General features: G+C 35.8%; 18 protein-coding genes and 1 pseudogene. 6 read left to right on the top strand and 13 right to left on the bottom strand.

Annotated features, from left to right (window positions below; all coding sequences use genetic code 11):
• Positions 1-17 precede the first annotated feature (17 nt).
• Positions 18-272 (bottom strand): annotated as a pseudogene (locus tag A9G45_RS14695) (transposase); the annotation flags it as partial.
• 152 nt (positions 273-424) lie between these two features.
• On the opposite strand from A9G45_RS14695, the gene A9G45_RS00435 reads away from it, so the two are divergent.
• The gene (locus A9G45_RS00435; protein WP_065568289.1) at positions 425-1228 is read left to right on the top strand and encodes a hypothetical protein; all 804 of its coding nucleotides are present in this window, start codon (positions 425-427) and stop codon (positions 1226-1228) included.
• A gap of 61 nt (positions 1229-1289) precedes the next feature.
• On the opposite strand, the gene A9G45_RS00430 is transcribed toward A9G45_RS00435, so the two are convergent.
• The 12 genes from A9G45_RS00430 to flgB form a co-directional block, all read right to left on the bottom strand.
• Positions 1290-1670 carry a hypothetical protein gene (locus tag A9G45_RS00430; protein ID WP_065568288.1) on the bottom strand — a complete coding sequence of 127 codons (381 nt, stop codon included), beginning with the start codon at positions 1668-1670 and terminating at the stop codon, positions 1290-1292.
• Between the two features lie 260 nt (positions 1671-1930).
• On the bottom strand, positions 1931-2149 hold the full coding sequence (locus tag A9G45_RS00425; RefSeq protein WP_065568287.1) for a hypothetical protein: 219 nt from the start codon (positions 2147-2149) through the stop codon (positions 1931-1933).
• Between the two features lie 84 nt (positions 2150-2233).
• Positions 2234-2419 carry a hypothetical protein gene (locus A9G45_RS00420; protein ID WP_065568286.1) on the bottom strand — a complete coding sequence of 62 codons (186 nt, stop codon included), beginning with the start codon at positions 2417-2419 and terminating at the stop codon, positions 2234-2236.
• Positions 2420-2458: 39 nt separating this feature from the next.
• On the bottom strand, positions 2459-3508 hold the full coding sequence (gene flgJ / locus A9G45_RS00415; RefSeq protein ID WP_065568285.1) for a flagellar assembly peptidoglycan hydrolase FlgJ: 1050 nt from the start codon (positions 3506-3508) through the stop codon (positions 2459-2461).
• A gap of 27 nt (positions 3509-3535) precedes the next feature.
• Positions 3536-4645 carry a flagellar basal body P-ring protein FlgI gene (locus A9G45_RS00410; protein WP_065568284.1) on the bottom strand — a complete coding sequence of 370 codons (1110 nt, stop codon included), beginning with the start codon at positions 4643-4645 and terminating at the stop codon, positions 3536-3538.
• An 11-nt stretch (positions 4646-4656) separates the two neighbouring features.
• The gene (locus tag A9G45_RS00405) at positions 4657-5334 is read right to left on the bottom strand and encodes a flagellar basal body L-ring protein FlgH (RefSeq protein WP_065568283.1); all 678 of its coding nucleotides are present in this window, start codon (positions 5332-5334) and stop codon (positions 4657-4659) included.
• Between the two features lie 22 nt (positions 5335-5356).
• Positions 5357-6139 (bottom strand): flagellar basal-body rod protein FlgG, encoded by a 783-nt coding sequence (gene flgG / locus A9G45_RS00400; protein ID WP_065568282.1) that lies wholly within the window; start codon positions 6137-6139, stop codon positions 5357-5359.
• A 29-nt stretch (positions 6140-6168) separates the two neighbouring features.
• On the bottom strand, positions 6169-6924 hold the full coding sequence (locus A9G45_RS00395; RefSeq protein WP_065568281.1) for a flagellar basal body rod protein FlgF: 756 nt from the start codon (positions 6922-6924) through the stop codon (positions 6169-6171).
• 14 nt (positions 6925-6938) lie between these two features.
• Complete coding sequence (flgE, locus tag A9G45_RS00390) at positions 6939-8150, bottom strand: flagellar hook protein FlgE (protein ID WP_065568280.1); 1212 nt, start codon at positions 8148-8150, stop codon at positions 6939-6941.
• Positions 8151-8166: 16 nt separating this feature from the next.
• Positions 8167-8886 (bottom strand): flagellar hook assembly protein FlgD, encoded by a 720-nt coding sequence (locus tag A9G45_RS00385; protein WP_065568279.1) that lies wholly within the window; start codon positions 8884-8886, stop codon positions 8167-8169.
• A 13-nt stretch (positions 8887-8899) separates the two neighbouring features.
• Positions 8900-9304 (bottom strand): flagellar basal body rod protein FlgC, encoded by a 405-nt coding sequence (gene flgC, locus A9G45_RS00380; protein WP_065568278.1) that lies wholly within the window; start codon positions 9302-9304, stop codon positions 8900-8902.
• A gap of 5 nt (positions 9305-9309) precedes the next feature.
• On the bottom strand, positions 9310-9720 hold the full coding sequence (gene flgB, locus A9G45_RS00375; protein WP_065568277.1) for a flagellar basal body rod protein FlgB: 411 nt from the start codon (positions 9718-9720) through the stop codon (positions 9310-9312).
• Positions 9721-9872: 152 nt separating this feature from the next.
• Between flgB and flgA the strand changes: the two genes are divergently transcribed.
• The 5 genes from flgA (at position 9873) to flhA (ending at position 14746) form a co-directional block, all read left to right on the top strand.
• Positions 9873-10532, top strand: a complete 660-nt coding sequence (flgA, locus tag A9G45_RS00370; protein ID WP_065568276.1) for a flagellar basal body P-ring formation chaperone FlgA — start codon at positions 9873-9875, stop codon at positions 10530-10532.
• A gap of 78 nt (positions 10533-10610) precedes the next feature.
• A complete protein-coding gene (gene flgM, locus A9G45_RS00365) occupies positions 10611-10904 on the top strand; it encodes a flagellar biosynthesis anti-sigma factor FlgM (RefSeq protein WP_065568275.1) in 294 nt (97 codons plus the stop codon).
• A gap of 30 nt (positions 10905-10934) precedes the next feature.
• Positions 10935-11369 (top strand): flagella synthesis protein FlgN, encoded by a 435-nt coding sequence (locus tag A9G45_RS00360; protein ID WP_065568274.1) that lies wholly within the window; start codon positions 10935-10937, stop codon positions 11367-11369.
• A 141-nt stretch (positions 11370-11510) separates the two neighbouring features.
• Positions 11511-12641, top strand: a complete 1131-nt coding sequence (gene flhB, locus A9G45_RS00355; RefSeq protein ID WP_065568273.1) for a flagellar biosynthesis protein FlhB — start codon at positions 11511-11513, stop codon at positions 12639-12641.
• A 17-nt stretch (positions 12642-12658) separates the two neighbouring features.
• Positions 12659-14746, top strand: coding sequence for a flagellar biosynthesis protein FlhA (gene flhA / locus A9G45_RS00350; protein WP_065568272.1), 2088 nt, complete (start codon positions 12659-12661; stop codon positions 14744-14746).
• Positions 14747-14938 lie beyond the last annotated feature (192 nt).

Genomic DNA, 14938 nt, shown 5'->3' with positions numbered 1-14938 from the left:
CCCAGTTGGCACTAAAGCTTTTTTATGATTTCTTCCTGAAGCTGGGATTTTAAGCTCAGTTCGGCAAACATCTGCTTAAGCTTGCGGTTTTCCGCTTCGAGTTCTTTTAGACGTTTGATGTCTGAAATTTCCATACCGCCATATTTTTCCCGCCATTTATAAAAAGTTGAATTACCCATGCCCTATTTACGGCACAGCTCTTTAACGGGAATACCCGCTTCAGCTTCTTTTAAAATAGCTACGATTTGATGTTCAGTCATTTTTTTCATCATTAAATCCCCTTTTCTTTTATCATAGAGAATTTTCTACTTTTTTGCTGTACTATTTTAGGGGGTAGTTACAGTTTATTAGATCCTTTGGATCTTTTAAAAGAGGGATATCGCATTACATTTGGTACAGATCCTCAATAAATAGGAGTGGCAAAATGAAGAGTTTTTTATTTGGATTTACTTTACTATTTTTAATGCCTTATTTTACTTATGCATCTGATATTAAAAATAATCATTATTATTTGTTAATAAAAGATAAAATAAATGTAGAAAATAAAGAAAAGAAATGGCTAGCCAGTATTTTAAATAATTTTATTGTTGGTAATGAACAAAAAATTAAAGTGTTAGGTTGTAATTTTAAGAGAGTCAAAGGGGATAAAGAAAGTATCTATAATCAGTTGACTAAACTTAATATCTTTGAGGATTATAATGAAGATTTAAAAAAATATGATCTATCTTTGAATAAGTTTAATGGATTATATTTTATTGAGCCTTCTAATCTATCAGAAAGGTGCATGGGCTTTAATTATGAGATTATCATACTACTTAATAATAATGAATTAATGATTCCTTATAATAAACATTTAGTTTTTTATAAGCAATTAGCTATTACAGATGAAAACAAAATAAATAATTTTAAACGTAATGAAAATTGTCTTGAAACAAAATATTTTGAGATGGAGTCAACTAAAGTTTGTTTCTATAAAAATATGACAATATTAGATGTATATGAAGCAATGAGTATTAATCCTACTTATGAGTTTAGGAAAAAAATCAAACAGGGGGAAGATTTTTCGGATATTTACGAAGATGATTATATGAGAGTTGAAGTTGAATATAAATGGAAAGGAAAAAATAAGCTAGAGATTGTACAATATTTTGATGGTGGAGAGACTTATTACACATTTGTTAATCAAGAAAAGAGAACAAAATTAATAACCAAATTTTCGCCAGATTAAGAAATGATACAAAATGGTAGCTTGTATATTAATTCTACCGTGGTGATTTATAATAAACAGACTACTGTTTATCTAAAATATCAACAGAAAATCTATCAATATTGCACTTAATAAAGCCGCCACTTAGATAAGAAAAATCATAAAATAGATCATCTTGAAAAACTAAATTTGATAATATTAATTTATTTTCAAATAAGTATCCGTTGATATGATGGGTAAACGTGTCTTGTTGTTGTTTAATGATAAAGCATTTATCTTTAGATAATTCAGGTTTTATTTTATTAATAAAACACAAGCCAAGCTCTAATAAGTAAATATTACCCGTGTTAAGCGCCCAAGGAGAAGAGTTAATAAAACAACAGAGTTGATACTGTCCAAAAGCGAAAGTAGCCTGCTCCTCAATATAGGGATCAAAGGCAATTAACTTTGCGTAATATTTCATTATTCCTCTCCTAATTGTTATACACGAACTAAGATAACTACGTTTACCAATGAGACTAGAACATAAAGCCATTTATCCTACTAATTTTAGCATCTCTTGTGAATATTATCATTTTGGCTGTGCTGCCTAACGTTCAATATCATCGATGACTTCATCGTGAGATGTTAAACATTGGTATTGCTCTTAATTTACCAGAAGGAAGAGATTTAAAAATCCACCTTAAAAACTTCAATAAAATCAATAGGTTTTCTGAACCATTTTTATTGTTTTACTTTAGACTTAATCAACAATTGCTTGTGTTTAAAATCAATGCTTATACTATTTTTACTAATAAAATCAAAACCTAGCAATTTATCAGGCTTAAATTCAGTGGAAAAGAAATCTAATATAACAACTTCAATATTATTATGGACAACATTATTTACTTTAGAGGTAGCACTATTGAAAATCATTTTATTATTTTTGATAACATCAGACATATCTATAACCACCTCCTCATCATTCAAAATGACCTTAGCATCTGCTTGTTATCTAATTTAGCAACAACGTTTTACCTTCAATGTTTACTGATACTTTAACGCATCAAAATTAAAAAGGGGGGAAGATATTTTTACCGCAATCCTTTCTGTCGCAATATCACCACCTAAACGGCATCCCATATCAAACCGCTGTTTAACTATATCTGCCCAGCTATCAACAGTTTGAATTTCAACTTGAATTTCAAATTGAATGAATGGATAACGTGACAAAAAACCGCGGTACCCAGTATTGGGCGCTTAATCCTATTATCAATTAAATGCAACTTGCTTAAAGCCTGATGTGGCCGTTGGCTGGCTATTTTTTGCAATTTTTTCAATACGACTAATGATTTGGATAAGTTTGTCGCTATAGTTAGGATCAGTTGCATAATGTGCTGCTTGCAATTCTTTAGCTGCCGTTCTGGCATCAGGAGCTTTAACTACTGCGCGGTAGCGAGGGTTTTTGGTTAATAAATTAAGGTAATCGGTGATTGCATGTTGTTTGCTATTATAGACTCTAAATTCATCTTGAATTTTTATCATATGGTTATCAATGAATTCTTGCGTTGTTAAACGCGTTGAACGCCCTTGCCATGATGGAGTTGCCTTTATACCAAAATAATTATAGCTTGATTGGTTATGTTCTGTCTTGATTTGTTTTTGCCCCCAGCCTGTTTCTAATGCAGCTTGTGCAATAATGATTTCATAAGGAATTCCCGATTGTTTAGCTGCCTGCTTGGCTGGCTCAAGCCATTCTTTGACAAATTGGGTAACATGATTTTCATTTGTATTATCACGTGTTGTTTTTGATACTTTTTCGTTATGCTGACTTTCAAGCATGTTGTTAGCACTACGATATAACATTTGCCCTAATGCTTGAGGCGATATGTTAGATGGAGCCTGACTAAATAAAGATTGGGCTAATTGAAGATGTTGTGCTGTATTGTTTGTATTAGATTGTAATTGATTATTAGATTGTAAGTTAGTATTAGAGTGCAAATTAGCATTAATTGATGATCTATTAGTTAACTGCTTAGTAAGCATATCAGCTAAACCCAACCCTTTACCGGCAGCTTGTTGCGCAATTTGCTGATCAAACATTGCAGTAAATAGTTGTGAAGCAGATTGACTAAATAAACCGCTTTCAGGCACCGCTTTGCGCATACTTTGCATCATCATATTAATAAATAAGGACTCAAATTGCTGAGCAACTTGCTTGATACCTTGAGCAGAACCATTAGCAACATTGCGTTTTAGTTGGTTTAGCCCTGAAAAGTCATAAGCAAAGCGATGAAAAGGTTGTCCAATTTTATTATTCATAATGTCATTTCTTTTATAAATCGTTTTTTAAATAGTTTCCAATGAAGCATGCAAACAGCCCGCCGTCTTTAAGGCTTCAAGTATCGACATTAACTCAGTAGGATTAGCGCCTAATAAATTTAGCGAATTAATCACTCGGTTTAAATCAGTGCCCGATGCGATATTATGTAATGCGCCACCTTCTTGCTCAACACTGACTTGATTATCAGGCGTAACCACTGTTGCACCACCCGCTAAAGGTGTATTGGGTTGGCTGACTTTTAATTTACTATTTACAACAACAGATAAATTGCCATGTGCTACGGCACAATTATCCAATTTAACCTTTTGATTCATAACTACAACACCTGTTCTTGTGTTGATGACCACTTTTGCTGAAATAGGGGTTGTGCCAATTTCAAGATCTTGTATTCGAGAAAGTAACTGCACTCGAGTTGTATTTTCTTTTGGCATCTGTAGTGCTATTGTTGTACCATCTAGTGCAACCGCAGTGTTTTTTTGTAACTTGTTAATGACATCAGCAATTTTTAAGGCACGGGTAAAATCAAATTGATTAAGGTGCAAGTGGATAACATTTCGTTCATCTAAACGGGTTGCTAGTTCTCGTTCAATGGTTGCCCCATTAGGTATGGTTGCACCGGCCGTTTGATTAACACTGACACTACTTCCTTTACTACTTGCGCCCATTCCTCCCACAAAAAGATTGCCTTGTGCAATAGCATAGACTTGATTATCAGCCCCCTTTAATGGCGTCATGATCAATGTGCCACCACGTAAGCTTTTTGCATTACCAAGCGAAGAGACCACCACATCGATTTGTTGCCCAACGCGTGAATAAGAAGGCAATTTTGCAGTAACCATAACGGCAGCAACATTTTTTAATTGCATATTGCTGCCTGTTGGCACAGTAATCCCTAATTGGGATAGCATATTAGTGATACTTTGGATAGTAAAAGGTGTTTGTGATGTTTGATCGCCTGTGCCATCAAGCCCGACAACAATCCCATAACCAACTAAGGCGTTTTCTCTTACCCCTTCAATGGTGACCAAATCACGTATACGCTCAGCATGACCATTCGGTATAACCAATATCATCATCAAGGTAAAGCAGAAAAAAGGACGCAATTTTTTTATCATAATGAGACTCATTAAAATGGTGAAAGATTTAAGAATAATCGCTGTAACCAGCCCATTGTTTGCGCTTCATCAATGTAACCATTACCCACATATTCAATGCGTGCATCAGCAACTTGCGTTGAAATTACCGTATTATTGCCGCTGATGGTTCTTGGATTAACAACACCAGAAAAGCGTATGAATTCAGTGCCTTGATTAATTGCAATCTGTTTTTCACCAATCACTTTCAAGTTACCATTGATCATGACATCTTGAACGGTGACCGTGATTGTGCCACTAAAGGTATTTTTAGCATTAGCGCCACCAGATCCCTTAAAGTCATTGTCACCAGACATTTCGGTATTGGCTTTACCACGACCCACTAGCCCATCAAGAAATGTCGGTATGGTTTTTACCCCTAAATTCACTGAGCCATTTCGTCCAGCATTAACAGATGAGCTTTTGCTAGCGCTCACGTTTTCTTGTAAAACAATAGTTAACACATCGCCAATATTGCGCGGGCGACGATCTTCAAATATCGGCTGATAACCAAAGCTACTGGGCTGGCTAGCTTGATAAATTGAACCATTATTGTTCACAGTTTCTGGCATTTGTGGAACAATGCTCGTTTTACCCTCAACTAAGGCTTGTTTAGGTAATTGAGCACAGCTAAACAAAAAAAATGCAATTAAAATATAAAAATATCTCATTACGCTTATTATATTGTTAAATTTATAACTGATTTAAACGTTGCAACATTTGGTCTGATGTTGAAATCGCTTTACTGTTAATTTCGTAAGCACGTTGAACTTGGATCATATTCACCAATTCTTCAGCAACATTGACATTAGATGTTTCGGTATAACCTTGATATAACAGACCTGCGCCGTTTAACCCTGGCGTATTTTCAGTGGGTGCACCTGAGCTTTCCGTTTCTAAATAAAGGTTTTCGCCCATGCTTTCAAGCCCAGCATCATTAATAAACGTATGTAATGTTAATTGACCAACTTGCACTTGTGTTGACTGATTAGCTAACGTCACATTAACCACACCATCACGTGCAACCGTCATTTTGATTGCATTGGATGGAATACTAATAGTTGGCTGAATTTCATATCCCGCAGCGGTTACCAATTGACCATTTTGGTTGACTTGAAATGCGCCGTTGCGTGTATAAGCTTGCGTTCCATCAGGTAATAGCACCTGAAAAAAACCTTGTCCGTTAATTGCAATATCACTGCTGTTATCCGTTGCTTCTAAATTACCTTGGCTATGAACCCGCTCTGTTGCAACAGGACGAACACCTGTACCTATTTGCAAACCTGATGGTAGTGTTGTTTGTTCTGAAGACTGCGCACCGGGTTGACGAACAGTTTGGTATAATAAATCTTCAAATACAGCACGTTGCCGTTTAAAACCACTGGTACTCACATTGGCAAGATTATTGGAAATAATATCCATATTCATTTGTTGTGCGGTTAAGCCTGTTTTGGCAATCCACAATGATTTAATCATAGTTTTTCCTACTTAAATTATTAATAAAGCTAAGTTAGCGATAAAATTTGGTTCGCTTTTTGTGCATTTTCATCCGCAGTAGTGATTTCTTTCATCTGCATTTCAAATTGGCGAGCGTGGCTAATTAAATCAACCATCGCAGTAACAGGATTAACATTACTTCCTTCTAATACACCAGACATCAGCTTAGCTTGTGGGTTATCTGGCATCACCATACCGTTTTCATTACGCGCCTGTTCGGTTAATTGAAAAAAGCCATTATCACCACGCACTATTTGATGAGGTTCAATATGGACTTTTTTTATTTTACCGACTTGAGCTATGGTCGTTGGTTTATCCCCAGCCCCTAATGCTGAAAGTGTGCCATCACTGCTAATACTCACTTGCGATTTTTGTGGCACAGTTAATACACCACTATCACCAAGTAATGGATAGCCTTGTATGTTAAGGGTGCCATTTTCGTCAATTTCAATGGCACCATTGCGGGTGTACGCTTCGCTACCATCGGCTAATTGCACTGCCAACCAGTTATCTTCTGCCAAAGCAACATCGAGATTTCTACCTGTATAGTTAAATGCCCCCATTGTCGAGTCAAACGTTGGGGTTGTTGCAACCACCATGGTTCGGGTGGGCGTATCATTGCCGACAATAGGAACAGCTTTCATCGCTGTCAACTGTGCACGAAACCCTGTCGTAGAAACATTAGCTAGATTATTGGTAGTAATTGACTGCCGATTTAATGTCTGGCTTGCTGCCGACATGGCTGTATAAATAACACGATCCATAAATAGCCTTTATACTAACGCAAATTCACTAGCGTATTGAGAATTTGATCTTGCGTTTTAATTGTTTGCGAATTAGATTGGTAATTTCGCTGAGCTACAATCATATTCACTAATTCCTGACTCATATCAACATTTGACGATTCAAGCGCGCCACTGGCTAATGATCCAAAAGTGCCTGAATTTGCCACGCCTAATACTTCACCACCAGAATTAATGGTTGATCGCCAGTTATTGTTTCCTGCTGATTCAAGCCCGTTAACATTGGCAAAATCAGCCATCGCAATTTGACCTAATAACATTGTCTGTTGGTTAGAATACACACCATAAATAGAGCCATCATCATTAATGCTATAACCGACTAAATCACCCGGCGCATAACCATCAACCACAGGCGTTTTAATACTACCGAGTTCTTTACCCATATTTTGCTGAGAACTATTCGCTAATGATAAAGTAAAGGTGTTGTCAGCCGAGCCGTTTAATCCATTAATATTAATGGTCATTTCAGGATCGCTAATTAATTTGCCTGAAGAATCAAACTCCATTTGGCCTACTTTTTGTAAAGTGGCTTTAGGATCACTACTATCAAGACAGTGAACATCCCATTGGTTATCCGCAGTTTTAACATAAAAGAGCTGAACATTACGTTGATTACCCAGTGAATCATAAGTCGTAATGGTTGTAGAATAATTGAAAGTATCGGCATCAAGTGCATTGATTGGTTGCTTGGCTGGAACTTTACTATTAGAGTTTAAGTTGGTTTGTAAAGTCGCCTTTGTGGTCGCTGTGGCGTTTAACATTTCTTGTGAAATTTTTAATGGACCAGGCGCTGCACCTTGTTGCACAGTGGGTGGGGTTCCTGTTGCAAGATATCCCGTTAACTGAAGACCATCAGCAGAAACAATATTTCGCTCAGCATCTAACTGAAATTGTCCATTACGAGTATAGAAAACTTGACCACTACTATCCACTAAACGAAAAAAGCCATTACCCGAGATAGCAACATCTAAACTGTTGTTGGTTGTTGTCGCTGTTCCATCATTAAAATTTTGCATTACTGCAGCGACTTTTACCCCCATGCCAACTTTTGAGCCAGCATAGATATCAGCAAATGAAATACTGGCGCTTTTAAAGCCTACCGTTGCAGAGTTAGCGATATTATTACCAATGACATCTAATTGTTTTGATGCGGCATTCATGCCACTTACCGCTTGAGAAAATCCCATTTGAAGTTTATCTCCTTTAAAGAATTTGACGTACTTCGTCAATACTAATTGAACCGAGTATTCCTAGATCCAGTAATACTTTATTATTAACTTTGCTATTAATAACACCGTATACCACTGAATAGGATAATGAAGTAGATGACACTTTTTGCCCGTCACAACTTGCGTTAACTGAAAAAGTATAACTACCATCTGGCGCTACCGTTCCATCTGAAAGCATACCATCCCAAGTAAAAGAACTTACACCTGCGGGAATTGCGCCTAAATCAACTTCTCGCACCACATTACCCTTGTCATCTTGAATTGTAATAACAACTGAGTCTGCATCACGAACTAACTCAAAACCAAAAGGTGTTGTAATGGTTTCTTTTCCTGCCTCTGAAGCTTCTTGCTCAGACGTTGCAACTAAAATTTTATTGCCAGGCACCATTACACCTTTACCAATCATGTTGCTAGCGTTAACCGATAAGCTATCATCGATCTGACCTGAAACCATCCCTAATGTTGTGTTAAGCCGTTCTATACCGGCTAAAGTATTAATCTGAGCAAGTTGTGATGTTAACTGGCTATTATCCATTGGATTGGTCGGATCTTGGTTTTTCATTTGTGCAATTAATAACGTTAAAAAATTATCTTGCAATTCTTTACTTGAATTACCATCAGCTGTACTTTTTTGCGTCGTTTGTGGGCTTTTTACCCCTGGTGACTGTGAAACGAGTACATTAGATACGCCCATCGGTTACTCCTTATTATTGCCCTAATGTAAGGGTTTTTAGCATTAAACTTTTTGCCGTATTAATCACTTCTATATTGGCCTGATAACTACGTGAAGCCGAAATGGTATTGACCATTTCGGCAACAACATCTACATTCGGTTTTTGAATATAACCTTTTGCATCGGCCAAGGGGTGATGTGGTTCATACACTAGATTCATCGGTGAGGGATCTTCAATGACTTGCGACACTTTCACACCTGCAATTGGGTTGGTCTGACCTTTATCATCCACTTGAAAAATCACTTGTTTAGCTCGATAAGCTTCACCAGACGTGCTTGTAATACTGTCAGCATTGGCTAAATTACTGGCACTGACATTCATTCGTTGGGTTTGCGCCATTAATGCCGACCCTGAAATAGTAAAAATAGAAAAACTCATTACACTTATCCTTGTTGTAATACCGACATAACATTTTTAAATTGTTCACCTAAAAATGTCAGGTTACTTTGATAGTGAATGCTATTGTCAATAAATGCCGTCCGTTCTTGATCCATTTCTACCGTATTACCATCTGCTGCCGATTGATACGGTATGCGATAAAGTACATTTTGATTCACCACCATTGGTGTTTTTACCGCAATGTGATGATTTGAGGTAATGCTAAGCCCTACATGATTAACATGATTTTGATTATTAAGCGCTTTGCTTAATTCTGCGTTAAAATCAATATCTCGAGCCTGATAGTTAGGTGTATCGCTATTGGCAATATTTGCAGCTAAAATATTTTGTCGCATTTCACGTATATTCAATGCTTGTTGGTGAAAATTAACCCAGTTATCCAATTTATCAAACATAAAATCATCTCACTTTTTTTGATAATGAGGATTTTAAGCGAATAAAAAAAAAGTCATCGCGCAAATAACGGTAAAAATTGCCCTTATTTCAAGATTCACTTCACGCAATCATAAAGTACAATCAACTTATCACTAATTGAATGTCGATCAATATGATTAAGATTGCAAAACTAATACTAACTGTTGTTATGCTATTTAACTGGAATAGTGTTTTAGCTAATTGTCTTGATAAACAAATTAACAATTTAATATCTCAGCAGTTTGACCATAAAGTAGAAGATATTTTAATTACTTACCTTACCCCTAAACCGCAATTGAGTTGCGATACCCCAGTACTTTCATTATTGAATAAAAAAAAACCATGGGGAAACATGACCATTTATGTTCAATGTGATAATAAGAAAAAATTTATGCGGATTAATGTGGCTGTCATAAGTAATTATGTTGTGGCTAAGCAAGCAATAAGTGCAGGAACTGTAATTAACGAAGATCATATACATATACAATCAGGCAGGCTAGATAAGCTACCTGCTACGATTATTTTAAATAAAGCCGATATTCTTAATCATATTGCATTAAGAAATATTGATCACAATGAACCAATAAAAACAACCATGCTTCAAAAAAATTGGCTCGTAAAAGCTGGCCAACAAGTTAAAGTGATAATAAATGGCGATGGGTATGAAATAGCCACTAAGGGGAAAGCGCTAAGCAATGCAGTATTAAATGATAAAGTTAAAGTTAAACTTAATTCTGACAATATTGTTGAAGGTACGTTAACTTATCAAGGCGTAATCATTTTCAATAAATAATATTAATGATTTTTTTATTATTGCCGATAATAACATTAAGCCAGTCACTTAAATCGTAAATTTGATTAAAGGTATTTTATGAGTATAGATGCAACAAAATCCATCACAACCATATCAGGTATAGTTAGCCGTGATATAGTTAATGAGCAACAGAAAAATCACACTGCATCTGTACCTCCCAAAATGAGTGCGAAGGCAAGTACCACCGTGAGTATAACTCAAGACGCAATGCACCTTTTACACGCAACTGACAAAGACGTTGATGAAGAAAAAATCGAAAGAATAAAACAAGCAATTACTAACGGTACATTGGCTATTGATACGCATAAAATTGCCGATAAATTGATAAACCAATTACTAGAAGATATTTGAAAATAAGTCAGATTTACAAGGGATACCAAAATGTTAGCACTCGATGACATCCTAAATAAAATAACAGAAATGTTACAAACACTTTCAACAATTCTACAAACAGAGCAGCAACTATTAATTGAAAATAGTTCAACCAATCAGTTAAATGATATTATCAATAAAAAAAATGAGTTACTTATTCAATTAAAGTTACTTGATGAAAAACGGATAAAATTAAATAAACAATTTGATATTCAACCGCCTTATATAGAAAACTCAGCAATCGCAACACATTGGCAATTAATTACTGATAAAACAAAATTGTTAGCCAATATAAATCGCGATAATGGATTAATTATCCAAAATCGTATGAATATAACCCAACAAACGATTAATTATCTTAAAGGCCTAAATAGCCCTGCTATTTATACTAATAATGGTTATCAACAAACCGATGTTATCTTATCTAAGCGAGCCAAAGTTTGAGTAAATTGATCTTTGTCGATGGTAAACGAGATAAATAACCCCAAAAATGCCCTCTTATTAAGCCAATAACTTGTTAGCGATTAGTTCATACTGTTAGCATGGTAAACGTTAATTAAACTATGAAGTTTCATTTAATTCATCATGGCTGACGATAATGATCTAGATAAAAGCGAACATCCCACCGATAGCAAAATAAAAAAGGCTAGGGAAAAGGGACAGATCCCTCGATCTCGTGAATTAACTTCGTTATTAATCTTGTTAATCGGTACGACCTTGTTTTGGTTGATGGGTTCATATTTAGTTAACCAGTTAATCGCAATCATAAAAACAGCAATGAAGTTTTCGTACAAAGTCAAAGACGAGAAGTTAATCATCTCCAACTTAGTCAACTCATTCACCCATGGTTTTTTGTCAATTGCGCCAATTTTTTTGGGGCTAGTAATTATTGCTCTCTTTGCACCGCTTTGTGTGGGGGGATTGCTTTTTAGCCTACAATCAATTAAACCAAATTTTAAAAAGCTCAATCCAATATCTGGGTTGAGTAGGTTATTTAGTACTAAAATTTTTTCTGAGTTACTAAAAAGTATACTTAAAGTTATTTTAATTGCTATCGCTTCAACATTGTTTTTAATGCACCATTTTCCTGACATGCTTTCGTTACCCAATATGCATTTAAATAATGCATTAGCAAAAGCAATACAGCTAGTGATCCTTTGTGGAATTGTAAGCGTTATATCTTTAATACCAATGGTTGGTTTTGACATCTTTTATCAAATATGGAGCAATTTAAAAAAACTGAAAATGTCAAAACAAGAAATTAAAGATGAGTTTAAAGAGCAAGAGGGAAATCCGCAAATTAAAGGACGTATTCGCCAAATGCAACAAACAATTGCTAGGCGTCGCATGATGAAAGATGTGCCCAAAGCCAATGTCATTGTTACCAACCCAACCCATTACGCCGTTGCTCTGCAATATGATGAAAAAACAATGATTGCACCTAAATTATTAGCAAAAGGAACAGATAACATTGCCTTACGCATTAAAGAGATCGCCAGCGAGCATAATATCCCACAATTACAAGCCCCTCCTCTTGCGCGGGCTTTATATCGCCATGGCGAAATAGGGCAAACGATTCCAACTGAATTATACACTGCTGTCGCACAAATATTAGCTTGGGTATATCAATTAAAACATTGGCATAAATATGGCGGTGATAAACCACCTGTGCCGAATAATTTACCTGTACCTGAATCATTATCCGAAAATAAATAAAGGTAATTACTAATCTTATGATTAAATCTAAACTACTGACTTTATTATCAATAAATACATTAAAGAATGGACATTATCAGATCTTAGCTGGCCCAATGCTAATCTTATTGATTCTTTCAATGATGGTATTACCACTCCCAGCATTTATTTTGGATCTATTTTTTACGTTTAATATTGCGTTATCAATTATTATATTAATTGTGGCATTATTTACTAAACGCGTGCTTGATTTTGCCGCATTTCCAACTGTTTTATTGTTTGCAACCTTATTAAGGCTCTCGTTAAACGTTGCATCGACACGAGTGGTATTACTAAAAGGGCATACTGGTAGCGCTGCAGCTGGGCGCGTTATTGAAGCCTTTGGGCACTTTTTGGTTGGTGGTAATTTTGCTATTGGTATCGTCGTATTTATCATTTTAGTTATCATTAACTTTATGGTCATCACCAAAGGGGCAGGTAGAATAGCTGAAGTTGGTGCACGCTTCGCTTTAGATGGTATGCCAGGTAAACAAATGGCTATTGATGCCGATCTTAACGCCGGTTTAATAGGAGAAGACGAGGCCAAAGCACGCCGAGCTGAAGTAAGTCAAGAGGCCGATTTTTATGGCTCAATGGATGGTGCCAGTAAATTTGTCCGTGGCGATGCTATCGCTGGGTTATTGATAATGGCAATTACCATTATTGGAGGGTTACTTGTTGGAGTTATCCAACATGATATGACACTATCTGATGCGAGTAAGACCTATGTATTACTCACTATTGGTGATGGGTTAGTTGCGCAAATTCCTTCATTAATCATTTCAACAGCAGCTGGTGTAATTGTTACGCGTGTATCATCACAAGACAATATCAGCGAACAAATGCTCAGCCAGCTATTTAACAATCCACAAGTATTAATTTTAACCGCGGTTGTCATTGGTTTACTTGGGCTAATTCCTGGTATGCCCAATTTAGTATTTTTACTCTTTACCGCTATTTTATCATCACTTTCTTGGTGGCTAACTAAACAGAGAAAAACAAAACAAACAACGCAACCCAAACAAGTTAATGCACAAGCAACTACACCAACCAATATTGAAGCGACGTGGTCCGATGTTAATATTGAAGATATATTAGCAATGGAAGTAGGATATGGGCTTATCCCTATGGTAGATCAAACCCAAAACGGTGAATTGCTCAGTCGGATCCGCAGTTTACGCAAAAAATTTGCGCAAACACTGGGATTTTTACCGCCCCAAGTTCATATAAGAGACAATCTTTCATTAGCACCTTATCAATATAAGATATTTATCAAAGGTGGCGAAATCGGCAAAGGTGAAATTGTTAATAATAAATGGTTAGCTATTAATCCGGGTAATGTCACCGAAACTATCGAAGGTATTCCAACAACTGAACCCGCCTTTGGATTACCTGCAATATGGATTGATGAAAGCAATAAGGAAAATGCACAAATATTAGGTTACACTGTTGTGGATACAAGTACCATGATTGCCACTCATTTTAATCATTTATTACAACAATTTGCCAGCGATCTATTAGGGCGCTTAGAAACCCAAGAGTTGCTCGAAAGAATCAAACAAGATATTCCAAAACTAGTGGAAGATTTTATCCCTGGGGTTATTACACTAACCACTTTTCATAAAATATTACAAAACTTGATCGCCGAAAAAGTATCAATTCGTGACATGCGTACCATTATTGAAACAATCTGTGAACATGCGCCTACCCAAAATGATGCTTATCAATTACTTAGTATGGTTAGAATAGCTTTAGGCAGAGTTATCACCCAACAATGGTTTTCGGGTTCAGATCCAATCAATGTAATAGGATTAAATATCAATTTAGAACGCTTATTATTACAAGCTCTACAAAATACAAGCAATTTTGAGCCAGGACTAGCTGAGCATATCATAGAGCAAGTTAAGCAAGCCATTAATCAACAAGAAGCAATCGGTGCTCCACCAGTATTATTAGTGAACCATACACTAAGACCGATGTTATCACAATTTTTACGTCAGAATTTTCCTCAATTAGCCGTATTGTCAAATTTAGAAATCGCCGATAATCGAGAGATAAAAATGAGTACACAAATTGGTGCAGAATAGTTACTTGATGATTCTAATAATAAAGTGTTTCAGTTAATAAAAACTAGAAACACTTTTTTCTAAACTGCCTATTCGGCGGTAAATGTAGAATGTATAAATAAATATTTGAAAAAATTTAATATTTCTAAACTGCTTACACAGCAGTGCCATCAAGTATAAAAGAATTCCCTACCTTTTACTAGCAACCATTAT

This window comes from Gilliamella sp. HK2, from assembly GCF_001690265.1.
GTDB lineage: Bacteria > Pseudomonadota > Gammaproteobacteria > Enterobacterales > Orbaceae > Gilliamella > Gilliamella apicola_C.
The sequence above is the reverse complement of the archived record's forward strand: the minus strand, read 5'-3'. Positions and strand labels throughout refer to the sequence as shown.